This is a genomic window from Streptomyces sp. M-16, assembly GCF_052114405.1.
Taxonomy (GTDB): domain Bacteria; phylum Actinomycetota; class Actinomycetes; order Streptomycetales; family Streptomycetaceae; genus Streptomyces.
Genome location: NZ_JBFRER010000034.1, coordinates 1 through 23,242 on the forward strand (window position 1 = coordinate 1; position 23,242 = coordinate 23,242).

A 23,242-nucleotide genomic window follows, 5' to 3' on the forward strand; every position below is an offset into this window, starting at 1 on the left:
GCCCAGGGCCCAGGACGGCGTACGGGACCCGGTGGCGCTCACGCGGCGCGCTCCGGCTCCGGCGCGGAGGCGGGCGCGCCGCCCGCCCCGGGCGCCCGCTTGGCGACGGGCTGCCAGCCCGGCCCGCGGAAGACCCGCCCGGCGCGCTCGCGCCAGCTGTCGGCGGCACGTACGTCGCGGGCGATGGCGGCGTACTCGTGGGTGGCCACGCGCAGCGGGTTGTGGGTGCCGATGTTCTTGGTCAGCCCGTAGACGGGCCGCTCGGTCTCCCCGACCCAGGACCCGAACATCCGGTCCCAGACGATCAGGATGCCGCCGAAGTTGCGGTCGAGGTAGCCGCCCTGGGAGGCGTGGTGGACGCGGTGGTGCGAGGGGGTGTTGAAGACGTACTCGTACGCCCGCGGCAGTTTCCCGATGCGCTCGGTGTGGACCCAGAACTGGTAGAGGAGGTTGATCCCGTAGCAGAAGGGGACCGCTGCCGGGTGCACGCCGAAGGCGACCATGGGCAGGTAGAACCACCAGGTGGTGGCACTGGTCCAGGGCTGGCGCAGGGCGGTGGTGAGGTTGAACCTGCGGCTGCTGTGGTGGACCACGTGACAGGCCCACAGGATGCGGATGACGTGGTGCAGCCGGTGCTGCCAGTAGTAGAGGAAGTCCTGCACGAGCAGCATCAGCAGGGCGGTCCACCACAGGAACGGCACGCGCAGCGGGGTCAGTTCGTAGACGGCCGTGAAGACGGCGACGACCGGGACCTTCCAGAGCAGGTCGAAGCCGATGCTGCCGATGCCCATGGTGACGCTCGTGACCGCGTCCTTGGCGTCGTACCCGGCGGCGTCCTCGTCGGGATGCAGCCGGTAGCTCACCACCTCGATGACGGTGAGCAGGACGAACGCGGGTATGGACCACAGCACGACATCGGGCAGGTTCGGCATGCCCGCACCATAGAGGCGCCTCAGGGGGCTCCGCTAGAGGTTGTTACCGATCGGTATCCGACGGAGTTACCGGCGGTACCCCCACCGCGGTCCGGGCTTCGGGCGCAGCCCCGCCGGAGCGGCTCACGCAGCTTCCGTGAGCCGCTCCGGCGGGCGCCCGGACGCTGTCACCAAACGCGTACCGAGGCGCCCCGGGCGAAGGCCGGGCTGGTGGCTCCGGCCGGGATGCGGGTCAGGGGTTCGGCGACCTCCGAGACCAGGGGGCCGTGTCTGGCGGCCAGGGCGTCCAGGAGGGGGAGGTCGAAGCCGTAGACGCGGGCGGCGTTGCCGCCGACCATCGCCGCGACCTCCTCCCTCGGCAGGCCCGCGTACGCGATGCGCAGACCCTCCCGGGAGAAGGGGGTGGTGCCCTCGTCGTGGGGGTAGTCGCTGCCCCACATGATCTTGTCGAGGCCGATCCGGTCCCGCAGCGGGACCTCGTGGGGGCGCATGAAGCTCGCCCCCACGAAGCAGTTGTCCCGCCAGACCTCGCTGGGGCCCCGGCCCATGGCGTCGGCCAGCCCCGCCCCGAACTTGGCCTCCGCCGTGGCCGAGGCCGTGACGAGGCGGCCGTGGTAGTAGTCCAGCATCTCCAGGACGCCCGGGATCCAGCCCGAGCCCTGCTCGGTCAGGACCAGCTTCAGGCCGGGGTGGCGGCGGAAGGCCCCGCCGAAGATCAGGTGCCACAGGGCGCGGTGGGAGAACCAGGTGGTCTCCACCATGAAGACGGCGCGGGCCGCCGGTTCCTCCCCGATCGGGGGCGAGGCCGAGCCGCCGTGGTGGTTGACGGGGACGTCGAGTTCCGCGCAGACGGCCCAGATCGGGTCGTAGGCCGCGGAGTAGAGCTCCGGGACGGGTGAGCCAGGAGGGACTCCGGGGAGGAGGATGCCGCCCGTCAGGCCCGCCTCCCGGGTGCGGCGGATCTCCCGGACCGCCTCGTCCACGTCGTTGAGGAGGATCTGCGCCACCCCGGCCCGCCGGCCCGGCGCGTCCGCGCAGAAGTCGGCCAGCCAGCGGTTGTGCGCCTGCAGGCCCGCCCAGCGCAGCTCGTACTCCGCAGCCGTGGGCGGTTGCGCCATCAGGGAGGCCGCGGGGAAGAACGGCGGGATGGTGTTCGGGAAGAGGACCTCCGCGACGATGCCGTCCGCTTCGAGTTCGGCCAGCCGGCGGGCCGAGTTCCAGTTGCGGTCGGCGGTGTCGGCGAGGAGGTCCTCGTACGGGTTGACGTAGCCGGCGGCCCAGGCGTCGAAGGCCTCGTGGTGCCGCTTGGCCAGGTACGGCCGGTAGTCCAGCAGGTCGGCGCCCGCATGGCAGTCGGCCGAGACGACCGTGTAGCGGTCCCCGGTCATCGGGAGACCCCCAGGACCGGGAAGTCGCCGCCGGTCAGCCAGTGCCGGCCCGTCTCGCGGGAGCGGGCCCAGGAGGCCTCCACCGCGGCCTGGTCCGGGGACTGCCCGAGCCCGTCCGGGGTGGGGCCGATCCGGCGGGCGACCGGGGCGAGCTTCGCGGTGTCGAAGCCGAAGACCTCGGCCGCGGCCAGACCCAGCATCCGGCGGGTCTCGGCCACCGGGATGTCGTGGAAGGTGCTGCGCAGCCAGTTGCGGGTGTCGGGCCAGGTGCCCTCGGGGTGCGGGAAGTCCGAGCCCCACAGGATGTTGTCCACGCCGATCTCGTAGCGCTGGGCGAGTTCGCGCCGCTTGGTGTTCGTGGCGCAGATGAACACCTGGCGGTCCAGGTACTCGCTCGGCGGGCGCTTGAGCTCCGCGAACGGGGAGAGCTTCTTGCCCCCGTGCGCCCCGAGGTAGAGCCGGTCCATGAACCAGAGCTGGTTCGGCAGCCACCAGCAGCCCGACTCCGCGATGCCGAACCTCAGGCCCGGGTGCCGCTCGAAGACCCCGGACCAGAGCAGGAACCACAGCGGGCGGGCCGGCCACCAGGTGACCTCGGAGACGTAGATGCCGAGGTGGTCCCCGTACTCGTGGCGCGGCGCGGCCCCCGAGTGGGTGACGATCGGCATCGCGGTCTCGGCGGCCGCCGCCCACACGGGGTCGTAACGGCGGTCGTGGTAGGGCGCCTTGTCCACCCACATGGAGGGGATCATCAGGGCGCCGAGTCCGGACTCCTTGGCCCGGTGGATCTCGGCCACCACCATGGCGGGCTCTGCGGTGATGGGCAGCAGGGCCACCCCGCAGTGGCGTTCGGGGCTCTGCGACACGAACTCGGCCAGCCAGCGGTTGTGCGCCCGCGCCCCCGCCATGCCCAGCTCGGGGTCCTGGTCGCCGGAGAGGCCGAGGCCGACGCCGAAGGGGGCGGCGGTCTGGCTGTCGACCGCGTCGGCATCGGGGAAGACCACCTCGGCGGCGACTCCGTCACCGTCGAGTTCCTTGAGCCGCCGGCCGGCGTCCCAGCCGCCCTTGAGGCCCTCCTCGTGGTCGTGGAACCACTTCTGGGCGAAGGCCTCGTTACGGACGCCCAGGCGGGTGGCCTCCTCGCGGCGGGCGTCGCGCTGGCCGAGGAACTCGTCGAACTGGCGGTGGAAGCGGGAGTCGAGGTAAGGGCGGTACCGCTCGGTCGGCAGGCCCGCGTGACAGTCGGAGGAGATGATCAGGTACGGGTCTTCGTACGCGTTCACTGCACGGCCCCTCAGTCGAGGATGAAGCTTTCCAGGTAGGCGGGGTTGGCGCGGTCGAGCATCGACCGCGAGCGGGCGCGGATCTGCCGGTCGCTGTGCTCGCTCGCCGGGAGCATCCAGAACCGGTCGGCGCGGATGCCGTCGACGACGTGCCCGGCGACCTCCTCGACCGGGGTGAAGGCCACCTCGTGGCCGGCCTGCTTCATCGCGGCCTCGTACTGGTCGAGGCTGCGGTACGGGGTCCGGCGCGGCCGTTCCTTCGCGTAGCGCTCGGGCCGGTTGCGGTGGGACTCCCACAGGCCGGTGCGCAGCATGTGCGGTCCGGGGAAGAGGACGGAAGCGCCGACGGAGGCGCCCTCCGCCCTGAGGTGGGCGTACAGGGACTCGGTCATGGTGACCACGGCCGCCTTGGTGACGGCGTAGACGGAGGCGGTGGGCAGGGGGGCGATGCCGCCGTCGCCGGAGGAGGTGTTGACGACGTGCCCGGGGCCGCCGGCCTCGATCATGCGGGGGACGAAGGCCTGGATGCCGTGGAAGACGCCCCAGACGTTGACGGAGAAGGCCCACTTCCAGTCGTTGGGCTCGTGTTCCCACATCCGGCCCTCGGCGCCCGAGCCGACGCCCGCGTTGTTGCACAGCACGTGGACGGCGCCGAAGGCGTCGTACGCGGCGTCGGCCAGGGAGAGCACGGAGTCGCGCTCGCTGACGTCGACGACGCGGGCCAGGACCTCGGCCCCCTCGGCGGCCAGTTCCCCGGCGGCCCCGCGCAGGGCGCCCTCCTCCACGTCGGCGAGGACCACCTTCAGTCCCTCGGCGGCGAAGCGGCGGGCCATGGCGAGGCCGATGCCGCTCGCCGCGCCGGTGACGACGGCCACCTGTCCCGGTTCGAGGCGCATCTCAGACGCTCCCCTCGGGCGGCCCGTCGAGGATCTGCATCGGGTCGTCGTAGCGCTGGTGGACGTACGGGAGCAGGGCCTGGGCGCTGACGCGCTCGACGGCCCGGCCCTTCTGGTCGGTGGTCTTCTCGCCGATGGTGATCTCCACGACGCGGCGTACGGGGAGATCGGCCACCGGGTCGTACATCGACTCGCGGAGCACCACGTCACCGGTGATGTGCTCCAGCTTGCGGACCTTCTCGTTGCGCGTGCAGTGGACGAGCACCGGGTCGGACTCGAAGCCCGAACCGTCCACCGCGGGGAGGAACTTGAAGTAGAAGTCGGTCTTCAGGACGGGCTCGGGCAGCGGCAGCGGGCGGTCCACCGCCCCGCGCACCTCGACGAAGGCGATCCCGTGCCGGGCGAGGGCGGCCCGCACGACCAGGCCCTCGCGTTCGACGGTCACCTCGCCCAGCTTCTTGGGCTCGCCGAACACCTCGCGGCCACCGGTCAGGGCGCGCTCGTGCGTCATCGGCATGACCAGCGGGTACCAGCCCTCGACGCCGCCGTGCCGGGCGGCGACGGCCACCGAGCCGGCGCCGAGCGGGTAGCCGGGGAGGTCGACCTTGCTGATGTTGGCCCGCACCAGGGGCCGCTCGGCGGGCTTGAGCGGGGGCGGCAGGACGGCCGCCACCACGTCCGGATCGCTCTCCCAGACGGCCACGACCCCGGTGGACCAGATGTCGGGGAGCTTCGAACTCTTCTCGCGCGACGCCGCGATCTCGGCCTCGGTGCGCGCTCCGTACCGTACGCGTGCCATGAATCGCACCCTCCTTCGGTCGGTCTGTAACACAGTTACACCGCCGCCGATGAAGGGTAAAGACCCCCGCACACACCGAAACTGACGGATCGACAGATTGGCGGCCGGCCCATGGCGAGGAACCCGCTGACCCGTGAGGAGGTACTGGCGGCGGCAGCGTCGCTGGTCAGACGGCACGGTCCGGCGGCCCTGACCATGCGCGGGCTCGCCGCCGACCTGGGCACGGCGGTGACCTCCATCTACTGGCACGTCGGCAACCGCGAGTCCCTGCTCGACGCCCTCGTGGAACGCACCGTCCAGGAGATGGGCGCCGTCCGCCCGGTCGGCCGCACCCCGGCCGACCGGATCCTGTCGGTGGCCCGGATCCTGCGCCGCGAACTGCGCGGGCGCCCGCACCTGATCGCGATGGTCCACGAACGCGGCCTCACCGAGCGGATGTTCCTGCCCGCCCAGCAGGCCCTGGTCCACGAGGTGCACGCCGCCGGGCTGCGCGGCGCCCGGGCCGCCGACGCCGTGCGCGCCATCCAGTTCCAGATCGTCGGCTTCCTGCTCGTCGAGCGCAACCGCGAACGCTCCCCCGCCCAGTCCCCCGCCGAGGGCGACCTCTGGGACCCCGCCGCGGCCCCCGACGACCCGGCCCTCGCCCGCGCCCTGTCCCGCCCGGCCGACCCGGAACGGCTGTTCCTGCTGTCGGTGCGGGCCCTCGTACGGGCCCTGCTCGCGCCGCCGGGGATTAAGGGTTTGCCCGGCCGCCCGGGCCCGTGATGGGATCCATGACGCGGGGGCGGCTCCGCGGCGTGCATCCTTCTCTCCTTCTACCGACGAACCCGCGCGCCCACTCTCCGCCCCCGCTTTGTCGTTCGCGGAGGGGAAATCACGCGTGTCCACCATCGAGTCCGTGCTGCTGCGCCGGCTTCAGACCGTCTACGTCGACCACGTGCCCGGACCGGACCGGGCCCCGGAGCGGACCCCGGCAGCGGCCCCCGCCCCGTCCCCGGGCGTCCGGCGGGTGGAGACCGACCTCCTCGACCGGGGCCAGGCCCCGACCCCGCAGCTGTACGCGGCCCTGAACGCGCTCGGCCCCGCCGAACTGGCCGCCGCCGGGGCCCGGCTGAACGCCCTCGCCGACGAGTTGCTCGGAGCCGACCGCACGCACGTGCCGCTCTTCCGCCGTTTCCCGCTCTCGGTCACCCGCGACACCGACCGGCTCTACGTGGCCAGGGTCTTCAGCTTCCTCGCGCAGCAGCCCGCCCAGCCCTGCGTGCTGTGCGGCGAGAGCGGCACCGTCCACCCCGTGTCCCCCTGCGCCCACCTGGTGTGCCGGCTGTGCTGGGACGGCGCCGACTACGCGGGCTGCCCCGTCTGCCACCGCCGCGTCGACCCCGCCGACCCCTTCCTGCGCACCGCCCCGCGCACCCCGCTCAAGGCGGCGCCGATCGGCCCGCTGCGGCTGCTGCGCCTGGGCACCGACGCCGGGGCGGACGCCTTCGCCGAGGTCCGGGCCCTGGTCTCCCGCCGGACCCCGCTCTCCCCGCAGGACCGCGAGGACCTGACCGTCCTGCTGGCGGCCGCCCCGGCGGACCCCGGCCGGCTGCCCGCGGAGATCCCCGTACGGGAGACCAGGGCGCTGGTGCTCGCCGCCCTGCTGCCCCGAGCCGGCGACCGGGCCCCGCTGCTGCGTCACCTGACCACCGCCACCGACGTGCTGCGCCTGCTGGCCGTGCTGTCGGGCGGCGAGGCCGGGCTGCTGCCGCTGCCCCGGTTCGCCACGCTCGCCCGGCCGCTGCGCCGGGAACTCCTCGCGGTGCTCGACGCGTTGAACCCCCAGTACCTGGTCGAGGACCTGCTGCGGCATCCGGTGGCCTGGAAGCGCGCCGCCGAGAGCCTGCACCCCTTCGAACGGCACGCCCGGCACCCGCGCGCCGCGCTCGCCTTCGCCGTGCTGCGGGGCACCACCGTGTCCCCGGCGACCGCCTTCGGCACCGCCCTGCTGGAGTCGGCCGCCGCGCACCCCGAGGCCGTACGGGTCGCCGGGGACCGGATCCTGCCCGCCACCTGGGCCGGCCGGCTGGAGCGGGCCCTCGCCTCCGGGGACGCCCCGGGCGCCGTCACGCTCGCCGCGCAGCGCCCGGGTGAACTCGTACGCCGCCTCGACCACCTGCTGCGCCTGCACCCGGGCGCGGAGCCGCTGCCCGAGCTGCGGCGCGCGCTGGCGCACGCGCTGCCCGCCGTCGCGCCGGGCCCGCTGCTGTCCGCGCTCGGCGCGCTGCGGACCAGGGCCGAGGAGCGCGGCGGCGGCCGCCGGGTGTTCTTCCCGAACGGCCGGGTCGCCCGCGCCCAGGTGGCGTGGGAGGAGCGGACACCGCTGCCCGCGCCCCTCGTCGAGGAGGTCACGGCCCGGCTGGAAGCCGAGGTGCTGCGCCGGTTCGGCGCCGCGCCGGGGGACCCGTACGAGCTGGCCGTCCTCGACTCCGGGCTCGCGGAGCTGACCGTTCCCTTCGGCGAGCGCACCACCGCCAAGGCCCTGGTCGCCGTCCCGCGCGGCAGCGTGCAGCGGCTGCCGCAGGACGAGGTGCTGCGGCTGTTCCTGCACTGGACCGAGCCCGAGGGCCAGATCACCGACCTGGACCTTTCGGTCGCCTTCTTCGACGCCGAGTGGCGGTTCACGGGCCTGTGCGACTACACCTCGCTGCGCCACGGGCCGCGCGGCACCGCCACCCACTCGGGCGACCTCACCTCGGCGCCCGCGCCGCTCGGCGCCACCGAGTACGTGGACCTGGACCCGGCCGCCCTCGCCCGCAACGGGGACCGCTACGCCGTCCCCCTGGTCCTGAGCTACAACAACGTGCCCTTCGACACACTCCCGGACGCCTTCGCGGGCTTCATGGGCCTGCCGGCCGACGGCCCCCGGGACGCCACCTACGATCCGCGCACCGTGCGCCAGCGCTTCGACCTGGCCGGACGGTCGCGGGTCTGCATGCCGATGGTGGTGGACCTGGCCGCCCGGCGGGCGCTGTGGGCGGACGTGCACCTGCCCCCGTCCGGCGGTTTCCAGAGCGTGCGTTCGCACGGGGACCGGCTGGCGTCCGTGGCGCGCGACGTGTGGGAGCACTTCGGCTCGGGCACCCGTACGACCCTGTGGGACCTGGCGGTGTGGCGGGCGGCGGCCCGCTCCCGCGAGGTGGCCGTCATACGCCGGGCACCGCATCCCGTCCTTCCGGACGAACTGTGGCTCTACCGGGCCGGGGCCGGGGAAACGGTGGCCGGATTCGCCGCCCGGGTTGCTGCGCTGGAGGAGCCCCAGGAACGGCGGGAGCCCGCCGACGCCGACGCGGCCGCCGGTGAACTGGCCGCCGGAAAGCGGGTCTTCCTCGCGAGCGTGCACGCGCTCCCGGCCCCGCGCGGGGCTTCGGGGACCGCGTACCACCTCTTCCCGGGGCCCGGCGAAGTGGCGGGATCCCTCACCTCGGTGAGCGCGGCGGACCTCGTGGCGGAGCTGTGCTGAAGGGCCATCGGGCCACGGCTGTCGGTCGGGGCCGATATCCTCTGTGACCATGCTCGACGACCGTACGACCGCAGACACGACGTGGCCGACCGCGTACCCCCAGGGGTACGCGGTCGTCGACGTGGAGACCACCGGGCTCGCTCGTGACGACCGGATCGTGTCCGCGGCCGTCTACCGGCTCGACGCGCGGGGCGAGGTGGAGGACCACTGGTACACCCTGGTCAACCCGCGCCGGGACCCGGGTCCGGTCTGGATCCACGGGCTCACCAGCGAGATGCTCGCCGACGCGCCCCTCTTCGAGGACATCGCCGAGGAGTTCGCGGAGCGGCTCGCGGACCGGGTGCTCGTCGCGCACAACGCCATCTTCGACTGGCAGATGATCGCCCGGGAGTACGCGCGGGCCTCCCGGACCGCGCCGGTGCGCCAGCGGCTGTGCACCATCGCCCTGTCGAAGGAACTGGACCTGCCGCTGCCCAACCACAAGCTGGAGTCGCTCGCCGCGCACTACGGCGTGGTCCAGCAGCGCGCCCACCACGCGCTCGACGACGCCCGGGTGCTGGCGGAGGCCTTCCGTCCGTCGCTGCACACGGCCGCGCGGGGCGGCGTACGGCTGCCCCTGCTGGAGTGCCGTGCGCTGACGGAGTGGTCGGACTCCCCCGCCGCGCCCCGGATCGGCTACCAGGCCTCCTACGGCGGCTCCGGCACCTGGCGGGCCTCGCGCAAGCGGCCGCCGTGCCCGTACCCCAATCCGGGGCGCTTCGAGGACGGCACGCCGCTCAAGCAGGGCATGCGGGTCGCGTTCTCCGGTGACACCTCGGTGGACCGGGAGCTGCTGGAGGACCGGGCGGTGGAGGCGGGCCTGCACGTCGCGACGAGCGTGTCGCGGCTCACCAGCCTCCTGGTGACCAACGACCCCGACTCGGCGACCTCCAAGACGGTCAAGGCGAAGGCCTTCGGCACCCCGGTGGTGGACGAGGCGGCCTTCACCCAGCTGCTGCGCGACGTGGCGCCCTCACCGGAGCAGTAGGGGGCGTTGCTCCGGCCGGGTGCAGGGGCCGCGACTCACCCCGGTGGATCTTGTTCCGGCCGTCCGTCGTGCGCAGCATGCGGCGCATGGCACGTTGCGAGGTCTGCGGAAACGATTACGGCATGTCCTTCGAGGTGCACGCGCAGGGCGCGGTGCACGTCTTCGACTGCTTCTCCTGCGCCATCCACCGCATGGCGCCCATCTGCGAGCACTGCCGGGTCCAGATCATCGGGCAGGGCGTCGAGGTCCAGGGACAGTGGTTCTGCGGCGCGCACTGCGCCCGCGCGGAGGGGAAGGTGGGCATCACCGACCGCGTCTGACCCCCCTTTCCCCCCGTCGTCCCGACCCCGGATGGCCACCCGGCCACCGGGGTCCCCGTCGCTGCGGGTACCGTCGTGGGCGTGTACCGCTTCGTCCTGACCCGGCAGTGGGTGTGCCTCACCCTCATCGCCCTCGTCCTCATCCCCGCGATGATCAAGCTGGGGTTCTGGCAGTTCCACCGCCACGAGCACCGCGTCGCGCAGAACGAGCTGATCGCGAAGAACCTGTACGCGAAGCCGGTGCCGATCACCGAGGTCACCTCGCCCGGTCACACCGTCCCGAGGGCCGACTACTGGCGCGCCGTCACCGCCACCGGCACCTACGACCCGGCGCACGAGGTGGTCGTGCGGATGCGCACCTCCAACGACGACAAGGTCGGTCTCCAGGTCGTCACCCCGCTGGTGCTGGCCGACGGCCGGGCGGTGCTGGTCAACCGCGGCTGGGTCGCGGGCGGCGACGACCCGCGCGCCTACCCGCCGGTGCCGGCCGCGCCCGCGGGCGAGGTCACGGTCACCGGGCGGCTGAAGGCCGACGAGACCAGCGGCGACAGCGGGATCAAGGACCGCAAGGGCCTGCCCGACCGCCAGGTGATGCTGATCGACAGCGGGCAGCAGGCGGCCGCCCAGGGCCGGCCCGTCCTCGGCGGCTACCTGGAACTCACCGCCCCGCTCCCGCCGGGCGGCAGCCCGCAGGCGGTGGCCGAGCCCGACCACGACTCGATCGGCCCGCACATGGCGTACGCCGTCCAGTGGTGGCTGTTCGCGGCGGCGGTACCGGTGGGCTGGGTGGTCCTGGTGCGCCGGGAGAAGCGCGACCGCGAGGAGGCCGCGGCGAAGGCCGTGCCACTGGAGCCCGCTTCGGCGTAGCGTGACCCGCATGGATCTTGGACTGAAGGACCGTGTCTACGTCGTCACCGGAGCCACCCGCGGGCTCGGCTTCGCCGCCGCGCGGGAACTGACCGCCGACGGGGCGAAGGTCGTACTGACCGGCCGGGACGAGAAGCGGGCGGCGGAAGCCGCCGCCGAACTCGGCCCGAACGCGCTGGGCCTGGCCGCGGACAACTCCGACCCGGAGTCGGCGGCCCGGCTGGTGGCCACCGCCAGGGAACGCTTCGGCCGCTTCGACGGCATCCTCATCAGCGTCGGCGGACCGCCGGCCGGCGGTGCGGCGGACACCACCGACGAGCAGTGGAGGACCGCCTTCGAGTCGGTCTTCCTGGGCGCGGTCCGCCTCGCCCGCGCGGCGGCGGACGCCCTGGGCGAGGGCGGGGTCGTCGGTTTCGTGCTGTCGGGCTCCGTCCACGAGCCGATCCCCGGCCTGACCATCTCGAACGGCCTGCGCCCCGGGCTCGCGGGCTTCGCGAAGTCCCTGTCGGTGGAACTGGGCCCGCGCGGGATCCGTGTGGTCGGGCTGCTGCCGGCCCGGATCGACACCGACCGGGTCCGGGAGCTGGACGCGCTGTCCGGGGACGTGGACGCCGCCCGCGCGGGGAACGAGTCCCGGATCCCGCTGCGGCGGTACGGGACGCCGGAGGAGTTCGGGCGGACGGCGGCCTTCCTGCTGTCCCCGGCGGCGTCCTACCTCACCGGGGTGATGCTCCCGGTGGACGGCGGCTCGCGCCACGGTTTCTGACGCCGCGCTCCCGGCGGGCGCGCCGCTCGCGCCGGGGTTTCCGAGCCGCGCTCCCGGCGGGCGCCCCGTCAGGTCACGCGCCGCGCGTGGTGGGAGGAGACCTCCAGGCGGGCCTCCGCGGGAAGTTCCGGGAGGCCCGCCGAGGTCCGGGCGTGCGTGAGGACGGGGCCCGCGAGCCCGGCGAGCGCGTCGGCGGGCACGGCGTGGGGTTCCAGCTCCAGCGCGATGCGCAGGGCCGGGGAGCCCCGCCGGCCCCGGAGGGCGACCTTGCACCCGGCGACCCCGTCGAGCGCTCCCGCCTCGGCGGCCACCGCCGCTTCCAGGGTGCGGCCCCGCAGCAGGGCGTACGCCCCGTCGCCGGTGTCCACGGGCAGCGCCGGGAGGCGGGAGCGCCGCAGCTGCGCCAGCAGCCACCACAGCGCGAGCAGGACGCACACCGCCAGGGCGGCGAGGAGCGCCCACCACCACCAGCCCTCGGGGTGCCCGTACCGGCGGCGGGTCCCGGCCGTGAGCAGGGGGGCGTGCCGGCCGCCGAGCGGCCGGGAGCCGGTCAGCAGGCAGACCCCGGCCGCCAGCAGGACCAGCCCGGTCAGCCCCAGCAGGATCCGGTTCACCGCTCCGAGCATCCGCTCACCTCCTGACCCTGACCCGGGGCCGCGGCGGATGCGCGAGGCCCAGTTCCTCGATGCCGACGGCGAGCACCTCGTCGAGGTCGGCGCGTACGTCGTCCAGTTCGCGGAAGTGCGAGGTCGCCCGGATCCCGACGCGGCCACGGCCCATGCGCACCCGGACCGACCGCACCCCGGAGACCTCCATGGCGCGGTCCCGCAGCACCAGGGCGGCGGCCTTGCGCCGGATCCCCGCCCGCACGCCCGGCTCGGCCCGCATCGGCAGCAGCCCGCGCACTCCGGGGGCGAGGGCCAGCAGCAGGAGGACGGCCCCGGCCAGTGCGAGGAGCACGCCGGCCACCAGTACCCCGGTGTCGGCCGGGGCGTGCCGTTCCAGCTGTCCGGCGAGTTCGCGGCGCCAGCGCATCGCGGGCCGCCCGGCCCGTACGGCGGCCAGGTCGTAGAGGAACAGCCCGGCCACCGCCAGCACCGCCAGTGCGGTGAGCCCGGCGGGGATCCGCCGGGCGGAGCGGAAACGGTGCGGGGTCGTCACCGCAGCCGCCGGCCCCGTCCGGCGGAAGCCGGCCGCAGCTGCGCGGGGTGCAGGTGTTCGATGTCGATGTCGACCTCGGGGACGGTCATGCCGGCGCACTCCTCGATCCGGAGGGCGACCCGGCGGCGGACGTCCGCGCACTGGGTGGCGAGGTCGGAGGGGTAGGCCAGCTCCAGGCTGACCCGTACCCGGGCGATGTCGTGGTGGACGGTGACCGCCGCGTGCGGGGCCTGTCCGGGCAGGACGTCGAGGGCCTCCCGGGCGGCCTGGGCGGCGATCTTGGCGACGACCCGGTCGGCGATGCGGGTGGCCCCCCGCTCGGCGGCCGGCACCCGCGGCGGCACGGCCCGGGGCGCGGGGGTGCCCGGCGGGGTGCCCGGACCGATGTCGGGCGGGGTGCCCGGACCGGTGCTCATCGGGGTCCGCGCCGGTCGTCGCGGCCGCGCGGGCGGAACAGGTCGCCGGCTTCCAGGTCCCCGTCGAGGAACCGGCCGACCACGAAGCCGACGGCGCCGAGCGCCGCCACCAGCAGGAAGGCCCCGAAGCCACCGAAGTAGCCGGCGAAGCCGAGTGCCATGCCGGCCAGCAGGCCGGCGACCGCCATGCTCATGTGCGTCGCCCCTCCCGTCTAGTGGAGCCGGGACTCCGGTTCCTCGTCTTCCTCGTCCGGCAGTTTGACGTCGCCGACCGCGATGTTGACCTCGACGACCTCCAGGCCGGTCATCCGCTCGACCGCCGAGATGACGTTCTCACGGACCGCCCGGGCGACGTCACGGATCGACACGCCGTAGTCGACGACGATCTCCAGGTCGAGGGCCGTCTGGACCTCGCCGACCTCGGCCTTCACCCCGCGGCTGACGGCGGACTTGGCCCCGCCGGGCACCCGGTCGCGGACCGCCCCGAACGTACGGGAGAGGCCGCTGCCGCTGCCGAGGGCGTGGACGCCGACCACCTCGCGGGCGGCGAGGCCGGCGATCTTCTCGACCACCCCGTCGGCGATGGTGGTGCGGCCGCGGTCGGCGGGGGCCCTGCCGGAACCCCCTGATGCGGATTCGGTCATCGCTGGTCCTTTCGCGCCGTACGGACTGCGGACTCCCGTCCACCGTAAGTGCCCCGTGCGCGCGAACGCGCCGGGACTACGCCGGTCGGCGGAAACCGTGTGTCCGGTTCCGGCCGACCGGGTGGGCCCGGCGCGCGATGAGGTGCGGTGGCGCGGAGCGGCGGGAGGGCCGCCCCGCCGGTACGGGGTTCGTCCGGGTCAGTCGGAGAGGCCCGCCAGGTCGCGCAGGCGGCGGGCCTGCGCGGCCCGCTCGGCGGTGCGCTGGTCGTCGTAGGGGCGGGAGGTGGCCGCGCGGAGCAGGGCCTTGGTCTCGATCACCGCGTCGCGGGGCGGTGCGAGCAGTGCGGTGCCGAGGTCCTGAACGGCGGCGTCGAGCTCGTCGGCCGGTACCACCAGGTTGGCGAGGCCGACCCGTTCGGCCTCTTCCGCGTGCACGAAGCGGCCGGTCGCGCAGATTTCGAGCGCGCGGGCGTAGCCGACCAGTGCGGTCAGCGGCTGGGTGCCCCCGAGATCGGGGACCAGGCCCAGGCTGGTCTCGCGCATGGCGAACTGCACGTCGTCCGCGACCACGCGCAGGTCGCACGCGAGCGCGAGCTGGAAGCCGGCACCGATCGCGTGCCCCTGCACGGCGGCGATGGAGACGATGTCATTGCGCCGCCACCAGGTGAAAGCCTCCTGGTACTCGGCGATGGTGGAATCGAGGATCTCGTCGGAACCACGTGCCAGATCGAGGAAGGACGGCTCGCCCTCGAAGCCTTCGGGGGTGAACGCCTGCCGGTCGAGCCCTGCGGAGAAGGACTTGCCCTCGCCGCGCAGCACGACGACCCGGACGGTGCCCGGCAACGACCGTCCGGCCTCCGCCAACGCCCGCCAGAGCGCGGGGGACTGGGCGTTTCGCTTGGCCGGATTGGTCAGGGTCACCGTGGCGAGCGCGTCGTCGATGGTGAGCCGTACGCCGTCCTTGTCGAGCAGAGCCATCTGGTGCCTCCGGTGTGCAGTCGTGGCCGCATGCTCGGCCTAAGTGACTGCACAGTAACCACCCAGTCGGCCGCGGGGCCGACCGGGGGTCACCGAAGAACCGTGCGTGGAGCCGTACGAAGCTGTCGCGCGCCTCCGGCGCCGGCCTCGGCCTGACGGCCAGGGTCAGGCCGCAGCCGCCTTCTTGCCGCGTGTCGCGCCACCGCGACCACGCAGCGTGACTCCGGACTCACTGAGCATCCGGTGGACGAATCCGTAGGACCGGCCGGTCTCTTCGGCCAGCGCCCGGATACTCGCACCGGAGTCGTACTTCTTCTTCAGGTCTGCCGCGAGCTTGTCGCGCGCGGCGCCGGTAACCCGGCTGCCCTTCTTCAGAGTCTCGGCCACCCGTGCCTCCTCGTGGGAAGTGCGCTCTGGACTTCTCATGATCACCCCTCCCCGGCTTCCTGGCCACCCATTCAGCAAGGTCGGTACGACGGCATTTCCCGAGGGGTGGACGCCCGAGCAGAACGGAATCTTCTCTTCCGCCGCATGACCTCCGTCACACTCCTCCGCCGCCGAGGGGAATCACCAGGTCAGGGGCCAGACGCGGAAAAGAGCCGGCCCCGGCCGCGCCTCGGGGAGGCTGCGGCCGGGGCCGTCGTACGGGGCGCGACGGTACGAGACCGTCTCACTCAGATGATGGATCACGCCTGAGCCGAATGATCCATAAGGAACTGGATCAGTGGGCCGGGGACCCGTCAGGCGAGGGCGACCAGGTCCCGGTAGTCCGGGCCCCACAGGTCCTCGACCCCGTCCGGCAGCAGGATGATCCGCTCCGGCTCCAGGGCCTCGACCGCGCCCTCGTCGTGGGTGACGAGGATGACCGCGCCCTTGTACGTGCGCAGGGCCCCGAGGATCTCCTCGCGGCTCGCCGGGTCGAGGTTGTTGGTGGGCTCGTCGAGCAGCAGCACGTTGGCCGAGGAGACGACCAGCGTGGCCAGGGCCAGCCGGGTCTTCTCGCCGCCGGAGAGCACGCCCGCGGGCTTGTCCACGTCGTCGCCGGAGAACAGGAAGGAACCGAGGGTCTTGCGGACGTCGACCAGGTCCAGGTCGGGCGCCGAGGAGCGCATGTTCTCCAGGACGGTGCGCTCCGGGTCCAGGGTCTCGTGCTCCTGGGCGTAGTAGCCGAGCTTGAGGCCGTGGCCGGGGACGACCGTGCCGGTGTCCGGCTTCTCGGTGCCCGAGAGCAGGCGCAGCAGCGTGGTCTTGCCGGCGCCGTTGAGGCCGAGGATGACCACGCGGGAGCCCTTGTCGATGGCCAGGTCGACGTCGGTGAAGATCTCCAGCGAGCCGTACGACTTCGACAGGCCCTCGGCGGTCAGCGGGGTCTTGCCGCAGGGCGCCGGGTCCGGGAAGCGGAGCTTGGCGACCTTGTCGGAGACGCGGACGGCCTCCAGGCCGGAGAGCAGGCGCTCGGCGCGCTTGGCCATGTTCTGCGCGGCGACCGTCTTGGTGGCCTTGGCGCGCATCTTGTCGGCCTGCGAGTTCAGGGCCGCGGCCTTCTTCTCGGCGTTCTGGCGCTCGCGCTTGCGGCGCTTCTCGTCGGCCTCGCGCTGCTGCTGGTAGAGCTTCCAGCCCATGTTGTAGACGTCGATCTGGGCGCGGTTGGCGTCCAGGTAGAAGACCTTGTTGACCACCGTCTCCACGAGGTCGACGTCGTGGGAGATCACGATGAAGCCGCCGCGGTAGTTCTTGAGGTAGTCGCGCAGCCAGACGATCGAGTCGGCGTCCAGGTGGTTCGTCGGCTCGTCGAGGAGCAGGGTGTCGGCGTCCGAGAAGAGGATCCGGGCGAGCTCGACGCGGCGGCGCTGACCGCCGGAGAGGGTGTGCAGCGGCTGGCCCAGAACGCGGTCGGGCAGGCCGAGGGCGGCCGAGATGGTGGCGGCCTCCGCCTCGGCGGCGTACCCGCCCTTGGTCAGGAACTCCGTCTCCTGGCGTTCGTACTGCTTCATCGCCTTGTCGCGGGTGCCGCCGGAGCCGGTGGCGATGCGCTCCTCGTTCGCGCGCATCTTCTTGATCAGCACGTCGAGGCCGCGGGCGGAGAGGATCCGGTCGCGGGCGAGCACGTCGAGGTCGCCGGTGCGCGGGTCCTGCGGCAGGTAGCCGACCTCGCCGGAGCGTGCGATGGCGCCCGCGGCGGGCTGGCCCTCGCCGGCGAGGCACTTGGTGAGCGTGGTCTTGCCCGCTCCGTTGCGGCCGACCAGGCCGATGCGGTCGCCCTTGGCGACGCGGAAGGAGGCGGACTCGATGAGGATGCGGGCGCCGGCGCGCAGCTCGACGCCGGTGGCGGTGATCACGGAAATACTCCAGGGCGGGGGGGACGGCGGAAGGGGGGCAGGACGCGCGTTGCTTCGACGCCGCTAATCCGCGAGGAGATTTGCCATGGGTTCATTCTACCGGGGGTGCGCAACCACTTTTCGGGGCCTCCCGTCGCCCGTTCGGCCCCGGGGCGCCACCGGGGCGCCCGGGCGCGTACCAGGATGAAGGGGTTGATTCTCGCCGCAGGGGCGGCCACGGGACGCGAGGGCGGTGCGGTATGCAGTTCGACGACGACGCCAATCTGGACACTTCCGAGGTCAAGGACGAGCGCGGGAGCCGCATCCCGGGCGGGAAGGCCACGGTCGGCGGCGGGATCGTCGGGTTGATCGCCCTGGTGCTGGGCCTGCTCTTCGGGGTGGGTCCGGACCAGCTGGGGCTGTCGGACGGCAGCCCGCAGCCCGTGGCGACCTCGTCCTCGGCGGCCCGGGTGCAGCAGGCCTGCAGGACGGGGCAGGACGCGAACGCCCGGGAGGACTGCCGACTCGTCGCGGTGGTGAACAGCACCCAGGACTTCTGGAAGCCGGAGTTCCAAAGGCGCGGCGGGCAGTACGCCCCGGCGTCCACGGTCTTCTTCACCGGCCGGGTGAACACCGCGTGCGGCGCGGCCACCTCGGCGGTCGGCCCCTTCTATTGCCCCGCGGACCGGCAGGTCTACCTGGACCTGGGCTTCTTCGAGGAGCTGCGGACGAAGTTCGGCGCGAGCGGCGGCCCCTTCGCCCAGGCGTACGTCGTCGCCCACGAGTACGGCCACCACATCCAGAACCTGACCGGAACGCTCCAGCGGGCCCAGGACGGGCGGCAGGGCGCGAACAGCAACGCGGTCAAGGTCGAGCTCCAGGCCGACTGCTACGCCGGGGTGTGGGCGCGGAACGCGACGAGGACCCCGGACAAGTCGACGGGGCGGCCGCTGATCACGAGCCTCACCGACCAGGACATCAGGGACGGCCTGGACGCGGCGGCCGCGGTGGGCGACGACCGGATCCAGGAGAAGTTCCAGGGCCGCGTCACCCCGGAGTCCTGGACCCACGGTTCGGCCCAGCAGCGCCAGCAGTGGTTCTACCAGGGCTACCGCACGGGCGACATGGCCCAGTGCAACACCTTCCGCTGACTGTCGGTGGCGCCTGCCATGCTGTGCTGCGAGTCACACGCGCACGTTCCTGAGAGGGAGTGATCGTCATGGCAGGCGTTCCGACCGTCTTTCCGACCCTGCTCTACCGCGACGCCAAGTCGGCGATCCGGCAGCTGACCGAAGCGTTCGGATTCACCCAGGTGGCGGTGTACGAGGGCGACGACGGCGCCGTGATGCACGCGGAGCTGGCGTACGGGAACGGCGCCGTGATGCTGGGCAGCAAGGGGCGCGGCGGCGCGTTCGACAAGGCCATGGAGGGCGCCGGCCCGTCGGGCGTCTACCTGGTGGTCGACGACGTGGACGCCCATCACCGCCGGGCCGTGGAGCACGGGGTGGAGATCCTGATGGGACCCACCGACCAGGACTACGGTTCGCGGGACTACATGGCGCGGGACGCCGAGGGCAACGTCTGGAGCTTCGGGACGTACGCGCCGCAGGTCTGAGCCCGCGGCGCGTACGCACGCCGTTACGCGCCGCCGGTGTGGACCTGGAAGGCGGCCCGGCGGACGGCCTTGGCCAGGGCCGGGTCGGGGTGGGCGGCCGCGAGGGCGACCAGCACCTGCACCGTACGGGGGTGGCCGACCGCGCGGACCTCGTCCAGGAGCCGGGGCACGGTGGTGCGGACGGCCGAGTCGAGGTGGCGGGCGAGCAGGTCGGCCTCGCCGTGGTCGGCGATGGCCGCGGCCGTGTCCACCCAGAGCCAGGTCGACTCCTCGGGGGTCAGGACGTCCTGGGCCTCGTCGGGGTCCACCCCGTCGTGCTCGGCGAGCCAGAGCAGGGCGTAGGGGCGCAGGGCGGGTTCCCGTACGGCCGCGCGGACCTCGGGCTCGGCGGGGGCGCCGACCACGCGCAGGGCCTCGAAGGCCAGGCCGCGCAGCAGGGCGTCCTCGCCGCGGGCGGCGTGCAGCAGCTCGCTGACGGCGTGGCCCACGGGCCGGGCGGCGAGCCAGGCCTGGTACTCGGCACGGGCCGGGCCTGGCCTGAGCCGGGCGCAGCCGTGCAGCATGGCGGCGGCGGACTGCTCGATGTTCCCGGCGGGGCTCTGCGCGGCGACGCAGATCTGCTCCAGCTTGACCCAGACGGCCCAGCTCCCCAGCGGGGTGAGGGTGGCGCGGGCGGGGCCGAGGGTGACGGCGTCCACGGCGGCGAGGCCGCCGAGCGCCCAGCGCAGCAGCCGGGCGAGCGGGAGCGGCCGGGTCGGCGGGGCGGCGCCGGAGTCGGGAGCGGGCCCGGGGCCGCAGGGGACCTCGCAACGCTCGTCGCGCAGTTCGGTGACCCGCTGCCCGAGGAGGTCCAGCAGGTCCGGGACGGTCACGGGGCCGGCCGAGAGCTGGAGCAGCGACAGGAGCTGGGGCATCGCCTCGACCACCTCGGCGACGGCCGAGGCGGCGATGTCGGCGGGGGCCGGGTGGACGAGCGACCAGGCGTCGAAGAGGGCGACCCAGCCGCGCAGCACCGCGCTGTCGTCGCGGTCCCAGGCGCGCAGCCGCCAGCCGGGCCGGGCGTGGCCTCCGTGTACCTCGACGAGGCCCGAGAGGCGTGCGCGGTCCCAGCCGACCCGGATCTGGCCGTGCGTCAGGCGCAGCTCCCCGGCGGCCCGTTCGACGTCGGCGGCGGGCAGTGCGCCGGTGGGGGCGGGCCGGCCGCCGTCGCCCGCTCCGAGGTTCAGCTCGGCCCAGCGGGCCAGCCGTACCGCGTCGGCGAGGGAGGCGCGGGCCCGGTTCGCCAGGTCCGCCGTTGCGGGGGTGCCCGCCGGCGGGCGGGGGGCCGTCCGGGTTCGCCGGTCGGTCACCGCCTTGCGCGCCGTGGCGACGGAGCGCGGGGAGACGAGTCGGAGTCTGGAGTCGCGAGCCAACTGCTCATCAGGCTTTCGGGACGTCACGGAAGCAGTCTTGCCCGTCACTGGCCGAAAGCCCAAACGGAACCGGTCGTTTCCACAGGTCAGCGGTTGGACGAACCGGGGCAATCCCCCCTCCCCGCCTCCTCCGCCACAGCCCCTTCACATATGGGGTCACGCACGGGGTCACATGAGGGGGACGAGGAAGCGGCGCAGCGCCTCCTCGTACCGGGCCGGATCGGCGTTCCACATCGCCCCGTGGGCCGCGTTCCTGACGGTGTGCAGGGTGACGAGGTCGGGCCGCGCGGCGGCGAGCCGGCGGGAGGGCTGCCAGGGGGCGAGGGTGTCGTCGGGCCCGTGGAAGATCAGGACGGGGACGCGCAGGGCACCGGGGTCGGAGCCCGGGGGCCGCCGGTCGGCGCGCAGTCCCGCGCGGCCCTCGGCGGCCCGGACCGCGAGCGGGATCAGCGGGGCCGGGGTGCGGCGGGCGGCGGCGAGCGCGCGCAGGGTGGCGTGCCAGTCCAGGACTGGCGAGTCGAGCACCACTCCGGAGATCCGGCCGGCCAGGGCGGAGCGCTCGACGGCGTGCAGGGCCATGGCGCCCCCGGTGGACCAGCCGTGCAGGATCACGCGCCGGGCCCCGTAGCGCACGGCGTAGCGGATGGCGGCGTCCAGGTCCCGCCACTCCGACTCACCGAGGTGGCCGATGCCGTCCGGGGAGGCGGGGGCGCCGAGGTCCCCGCGGTAGGCGAGGTCGAGCACGGGGAGGCGCTGGCGCCTCAGGAAGGGCATGACCACCATCGGGTGCTCCCGCCCGGCCCCCAGCCCGTGCACGGTGATCACCCACGTGTCCCGGGCCTCGGGCACGAACCAGGCGGGGAGGGGACCCAGCTCCCCGGGAACGTCCACGTCGGCGTGGTCGAACCCGAGGGCGGTGCGCGGGTTGCCCAGGTGGACCTGGGGGGTGAGGGTGACGCGGGTGCCGGGGTCCAGGCTGCCGTGGGTGACGGCGATCAGGCGGCGCACGACGGTGTCCGGGGCGGCCCGGCCCTCGTCGAGGACGGGCCCGACCACGGCGTGCACCCCGGGCGCGGCCAGTCCGTAGGTCCCCGGGCGCAGGGAGGCCAGGGAGCGGGTGAGCTCCACGCGGCCGTCGGCGGCGGAGTGGACGCTGAGCCGGGGTCCGCCGGGCAGGGGGCGGCCCGGCTCGCTGCGCAGGGCGGCGTCGGCGGCGTACCGGCCGGCCGCGACGGCCGCCGCTCCGGCACCGATCAGGGTGGTGGTGACGGCCGCTGCCGTCGCTGTGGCGGTACGCACGGCTCCAGTGTCGGCGCGCGGGGGCGGGCGGGCCACCGGAGGGATCCCGGCCGCGCGGGCCGCGCCGCGATGGAACCGGAGTGATCTACCTCTCTTTCCCGGTCCGACCAGGGGGGCCGTACCGGCCGGAAGCCCCGTCCGGAGGAGCCCGTTCACCCGGCCCTGACATGCATTAATCGATATATCTACGACAGAATCGGGACCAAGGGCCCGATCGCGGGTCGGGGCGGGACACCATCCGTCCCGAGTCAGTTCATCTTCCGTTCACCCAGGTTGCCTACGGTCGCCGAGCCACTGACGCCAAACAGAAGCCTGGGTAAATGGAGCACATAACGCTTCTCCTCGGGATCGTGATCATCACCGCTCTCGTGTTCGACTTCACGAACGGTTTCCACGACACGGCCAACGCGATGGCCACCACCATCTCGACCGGCGCCCTCAAGCCCAAGACGGCGGTGGCCATGTCCGCCGTGCTCAACCTCGTCGGCGCGTTCATGTCCGTGGAGGTCGCCAAGACGATCTCCAAGGGCCTGGTCAACGAAGAGGGCATCCAGCCAGAAGTGATCTTCGCCGCCCTGGTCGGCGCGATCCTCTGGAACCTCGTGACCTGGCTGGTCGGCCTGCCGTCCAGCTCCTCGCACGCCCTGATGGGCGGCCTGATCGGTGCCGCGGTCGCCTCCGCCGGCCTGGGCGCGGTCAACGGCGACGTCGTCGTCACCAAGGTGCTGATCCCCGCGGTCGCCGCGCCGATCGTGGCCGGTGTGGCCTCGATGCTGGCCGCCAGGCTCACGTACAAGCTCGGTGGCAAGGTCGGCGAGAAGACCGCCACCAAGGGCTACCGCGCCGGTCAGATCGCCTCGGCCGGCCTGGTCTCCCTCGCGCACGGCACCAACGACGCGCAGAAGACCATGGGCATCATCACCCTGGCCCTCGTCGCCGGCGGCGCGCTCGCGCCCGGCTCGAACCCGCCGGTCTGGGTCATCGTCTCCGCCGGTCTGGCCATCGCCCTGGGCACCTCCATCGGCGGCTGGCGCATCATCCGCACCATGGGCAGTGGCCTGACCGACCTGCAGCCGCAGCAGGGCTTCGCCGCCCAGACCTCGGCCGCCAGCGTCATCCTGGCCTCCTCCAGCCTCGGCTTCTCCCTCTCCACCACCCACGCCTGCTCCGGCGCGGTGATGGGTGCGGGCCTGGGCCGCAAGGGCGGCGTGGTCCGCTGGTCCACCGCCACCCGCATGTTCGTCGCGTGGGGCCTGACCCTGCCGGCCGCCGCCCTGGTGGCCTCCGGTGCCGAGCTGGTCATGCGGACCGGTGACGTCGGCGTGGCCGCCGTCGCGGTCTTCCTGGTCGCCTCCTGCGTCGCCATCTGGGTCATCTCCCGCCGCCAGGTCGTCGACCACACCAACGTCAACGAGGTCGACGCCGCCTCCACCGGGGCCGGCGACGAGCAGCCCGGCGTCGTCACCACCGCCATCGCGGCCGTCGCCGTCCCGCCGACCGCGGGTACGACGGCCGCCGTGACGGACGAGGACCTCAAGGCCACCATCCCGGCCGCGACGGCGAGCCCGGCGACCCCCGCGGCTCCGGCCGCCGCGGTCTGATCCCGAGAACGACAG

24 protein-coding genes are annotated in these 23,242 nt (G+C 73.7%); 9 read left to right on the forward strand and 15 right to left on the reverse strand.

Translation table 11 applies throughout. The annotated features are described in order from the left end of the window. Positions 1 to 38 precede the first annotated feature (38 nt). The 5 genes from AB4039_RS18015 to AB4039_RS18035 all read right to left on the reverse strand — a co-directional run bounded on the left by AB4039_RS18015 (position 39) and on the right by AB4039_RS18035 (position 5,298). Complete coding sequence (locus tag AB4039_RS18015) at positions 39 to 932, reverse strand: sterol desaturase family protein (protein WP_442271188.1); 894 nt, start codon at positions 930 to 932, stop codon at positions 39 to 41. Positions 933 to 1,099: 167 nt separating this feature from the next. Further along, entirely contained in the window at positions 1,100 to 2,320 is a 1,221-nt protein-coding gene (locus AB4039_RS18020; RefSeq protein WP_442271189.1) for an amidohydrolase family protein, read from the reverse strand. Beyond that, on the reverse strand, positions 2,317 to 3,603 hold the full coding sequence (locus AB4039_RS18025; protein ID WP_266838345.1) for an amidohydrolase family protein: 1,287 nt from the start codon (positions 3,601 to 3,603) through the stop codon (positions 2,317 to 2,319). The genes AB4039_RS18020 and AB4039_RS18025 overlap by 4 nt, the downstream gene beginning before the upstream one ends. Positions 3,604 to 3,614: 11 nt before the next feature. Continuing rightward, a complete protein-coding gene (locus AB4039_RS18030) occupies positions 3,615 to 4,499 on the reverse strand; it encodes an SDR family NAD(P)-dependent oxidoreductase (protein WP_266838346.1) in 885 nt (294 codons plus the stop codon). Position 4,500: 1 nt separating this feature from the next. Further along, a complete protein-coding gene (locus tag AB4039_RS18035; RefSeq protein ID WP_030233462.1) occupies positions 4,501 to 5,298 on the reverse strand; it encodes an acetoacetate decarboxylase family protein in 798 nt (265 codons plus the stop codon). A 111-nt stretch (positions 5,299 to 5,409) separates the two neighbouring features. Here AB4039_RS18035 and AB4039_RS18040 point away from each other — a divergent pair, with 111 nt between their 5' ends. The 6 genes from AB4039_RS18040 (at position 5,410) to AB4039_RS18065 (ending at position 11,783) form a co-directional block, all read left to right on the forward strand. Further along, complete coding sequence (locus AB4039_RS18040; protein WP_442271190.1) at positions 5,410 to 6,063, forward strand: TetR/AcrR family transcriptional regulator; 654 nt, start codon at positions 5,410 to 5,412, stop codon at positions 6,061 to 6,063. Positions 6,064 to 6,178: 115 nt separating this feature from the next. Continuing rightward, on the forward strand, positions 6,179 to 8,803 hold the full coding sequence (locus tag AB4039_RS18045) for an MXAN_6230/SCO0854 family RING domain-containing protein (protein WP_266838348.1): 2,625 nt from the start codon (positions 6,179 to 6,181) through the stop codon (positions 8,801 to 8,803). Positions 8,804 to 8,852: 49 nt separating this feature from the next. Next, positions 8,853 to 9,830: a DEDDh family exonuclease gene (locus tag AB4039_RS18050; RefSeq protein WP_442271191.1), complete on the forward strand. Its 978-nt coding sequence runs from the start codon at positions 8,853 to 8,855 to the stop codon at positions 9,828 to 9,830. 86 nt (positions 9,831 to 9,916) lie between these two features. After that, a complete protein-coding gene (locus tag AB4039_RS18055) occupies positions 9,917 to 10,150 on the forward strand; it encodes a hypothetical protein (RefSeq protein WP_078950449.1) in 234 nt (77 codons plus the stop codon). Between the two features lie 81 nt (positions 10,151 to 10,231). Beyond that, positions 10,232 to 11,017: an SURF1 family cytochrome oxidase biogenesis protein gene (locus AB4039_RS18060; RefSeq protein WP_442271192.1), complete on the forward strand. Its 786-nt coding sequence runs from the start codon at positions 10,232 to 10,234 to the stop codon at positions 11,015 to 11,017. A gap of 10 nt (positions 11,018 to 11,027) precedes the next feature. Continuing rightward, positions 11,028 to 11,783, forward strand: a complete 756-nt coding sequence (locus AB4039_RS18065; protein ID WP_266838351.1) for an SDR family oxidoreductase — start codon at positions 11,028 to 11,030, stop codon at positions 11,781 to 11,783. A gap of 68 nt (positions 11,784 to 11,851) precedes the next feature. Here AB4039_RS18065 and amaP read toward each other — a convergent pair whose 3' ends face one another. The 8 genes from amaP to AB4039_RS18105 all read right to left on the reverse strand — a co-directional run bounded on the left by amaP (position 11,852) and on the right by AB4039_RS18105 (position 17,321). Beyond that, entirely contained in the window at positions 11,852 to 12,409 is a 558-nt protein-coding gene (gene amaP / locus AB4039_RS18070; protein ID WP_266838352.1) for an alkaline shock response membrane anchor protein AmaP, read from the reverse strand. 4 nt (positions 12,410 to 12,413) lie between these two features. Beyond that, entirely contained in the window at positions 12,414 to 12,944 is a 531-nt protein-coding gene (locus AB4039_RS18075) for a DUF6286 domain-containing protein (protein ID WP_266838353.1), read from the reverse strand. Beyond that, the gene (locus AB4039_RS18080) at positions 12,941 to 13,360 is read right to left on the reverse strand and encodes an Asp23/Gls24 family envelope stress response protein (protein WP_442271193.1); all 420 of its coding nucleotides are present in this window, start codon (positions 13,358 to 13,360) and stop codon (positions 12,941 to 12,943) included. The genes AB4039_RS18075 and AB4039_RS18080 overlap by 4 nt, the downstream gene beginning before the upstream one ends. Continuing rightward, on the reverse strand, positions 13,357 to 13,554 hold the full coding sequence (locus AB4039_RS18085; protein WP_266838355.1) for a hypothetical protein: 198 nt from the start codon (positions 13,552 to 13,554) through the stop codon (positions 13,357 to 13,359). The genes AB4039_RS18080 and AB4039_RS18085 overlap by 4 nt, the downstream gene beginning before the upstream one ends. Positions 13,555 to 13,572: 18 nt before the next feature. Then, the gene (locus tag AB4039_RS18090; RefSeq protein ID WP_030233431.1) at positions 13,573 to 14,004 is read right to left on the reverse strand and encodes an Asp23/Gls24 family envelope stress response protein; all 432 of its coding nucleotides are present in this window, start codon (positions 14,002 to 14,004) and stop codon (positions 13,573 to 13,575) included. Between the two features lie 198 nt (positions 14,005 to 14,202). After that, positions 14,203 to 14,982, reverse strand: coding sequence for an enoyl-CoA hydratase/isomerase family protein (locus AB4039_RS18095; protein ID WP_266838356.1), 780 nt, complete (start codon positions 14,980 to 14,982; stop codon positions 14,203 to 14,205). A gap of 165 nt (positions 14,983 to 15,147) precedes the next feature. Next, on the reverse strand, positions 15,148 to 15,369 hold the full coding sequence (locus AB4039_RS18100) for a helix-turn-helix domain-containing protein (RefSeq protein ID WP_007263382.1): 222 nt from the start codon (positions 15,367 to 15,369) through the stop codon (positions 15,148 to 15,150). A 353-nt stretch (positions 15,370 to 15,722) separates the two neighbouring features. Further along, positions 15,723 to 17,321, reverse strand: coding sequence for an ABC-F family ATP-binding cassette domain-containing protein (locus AB4039_RS18105; RefSeq protein ID WP_266838357.1), 1,599 nt, complete (start codon positions 17,319 to 17,321; stop codon positions 15,723 to 15,725). Between the two features lie 239 nt (positions 17,322 to 17,560). Here AB4039_RS18105 and ypfJ point away from each other — a divergent pair, with 239 nt between their 5' ends. Both ypfJ and AB4039_RS18115 read left to right on the forward strand, forming a co-directional pair. Continuing rightward, complete coding sequence (gene ypfJ, locus AB4039_RS18110) at positions 17,561 to 18,451, forward strand: KPN_02809 family neutral zinc metallopeptidase (protein ID WP_266838358.1); 891 nt, start codon at positions 17,561 to 17,563, stop codon at positions 18,449 to 18,451. A gap of 68 nt (positions 18,452 to 18,519) precedes the next feature. Continuing rightward, positions 18,520 to 18,915, forward strand: coding sequence for a VOC family protein (locus AB4039_RS18115; RefSeq protein WP_266838359.1), 396 nt, complete (start codon positions 18,520 to 18,522; stop codon positions 18,913 to 18,915). A 23-nt stretch (positions 18,916 to 18,938) separates the two neighbouring features. On the opposite strand, the gene AB4039_RS18120 is transcribed toward AB4039_RS18115, so the two are convergent. Continuing rightward, positions 18,939 to 20,354, reverse strand: a complete 1,416-nt coding sequence (locus AB4039_RS18120) for a hypothetical protein (RefSeq protein WP_442271194.1) — start codon at positions 20,352 to 20,354, stop codon at positions 18,939 to 18,941. Between the two features lie 141 nt (positions 20,355 to 20,495). Then, positions 20,496 to 21,626: an alpha/beta fold hydrolase gene (locus AB4039_RS18125; RefSeq protein WP_266838360.1), complete on the reverse strand. Its 1,131-nt coding sequence runs from the start codon at positions 21,624 to 21,626 to the stop codon at positions 20,496 to 20,498. Positions 21,627 to 21,946: 320 nt separating this feature from the next. Between AB4039_RS18125 and AB4039_RS18130 the strand changes: the two genes are divergently transcribed. Beyond that, on the forward strand, positions 21,947 to 23,227 hold the full coding sequence (locus AB4039_RS18130) for an inorganic phosphate transporter (protein ID WP_266838361.1): 1,281 nt from the start codon (positions 21,947 to 21,949) through the stop codon (positions 23,225 to 23,227). The last annotated feature ends 15 nt before the right edge of the window (positions 23,228 to 23,242 follow it).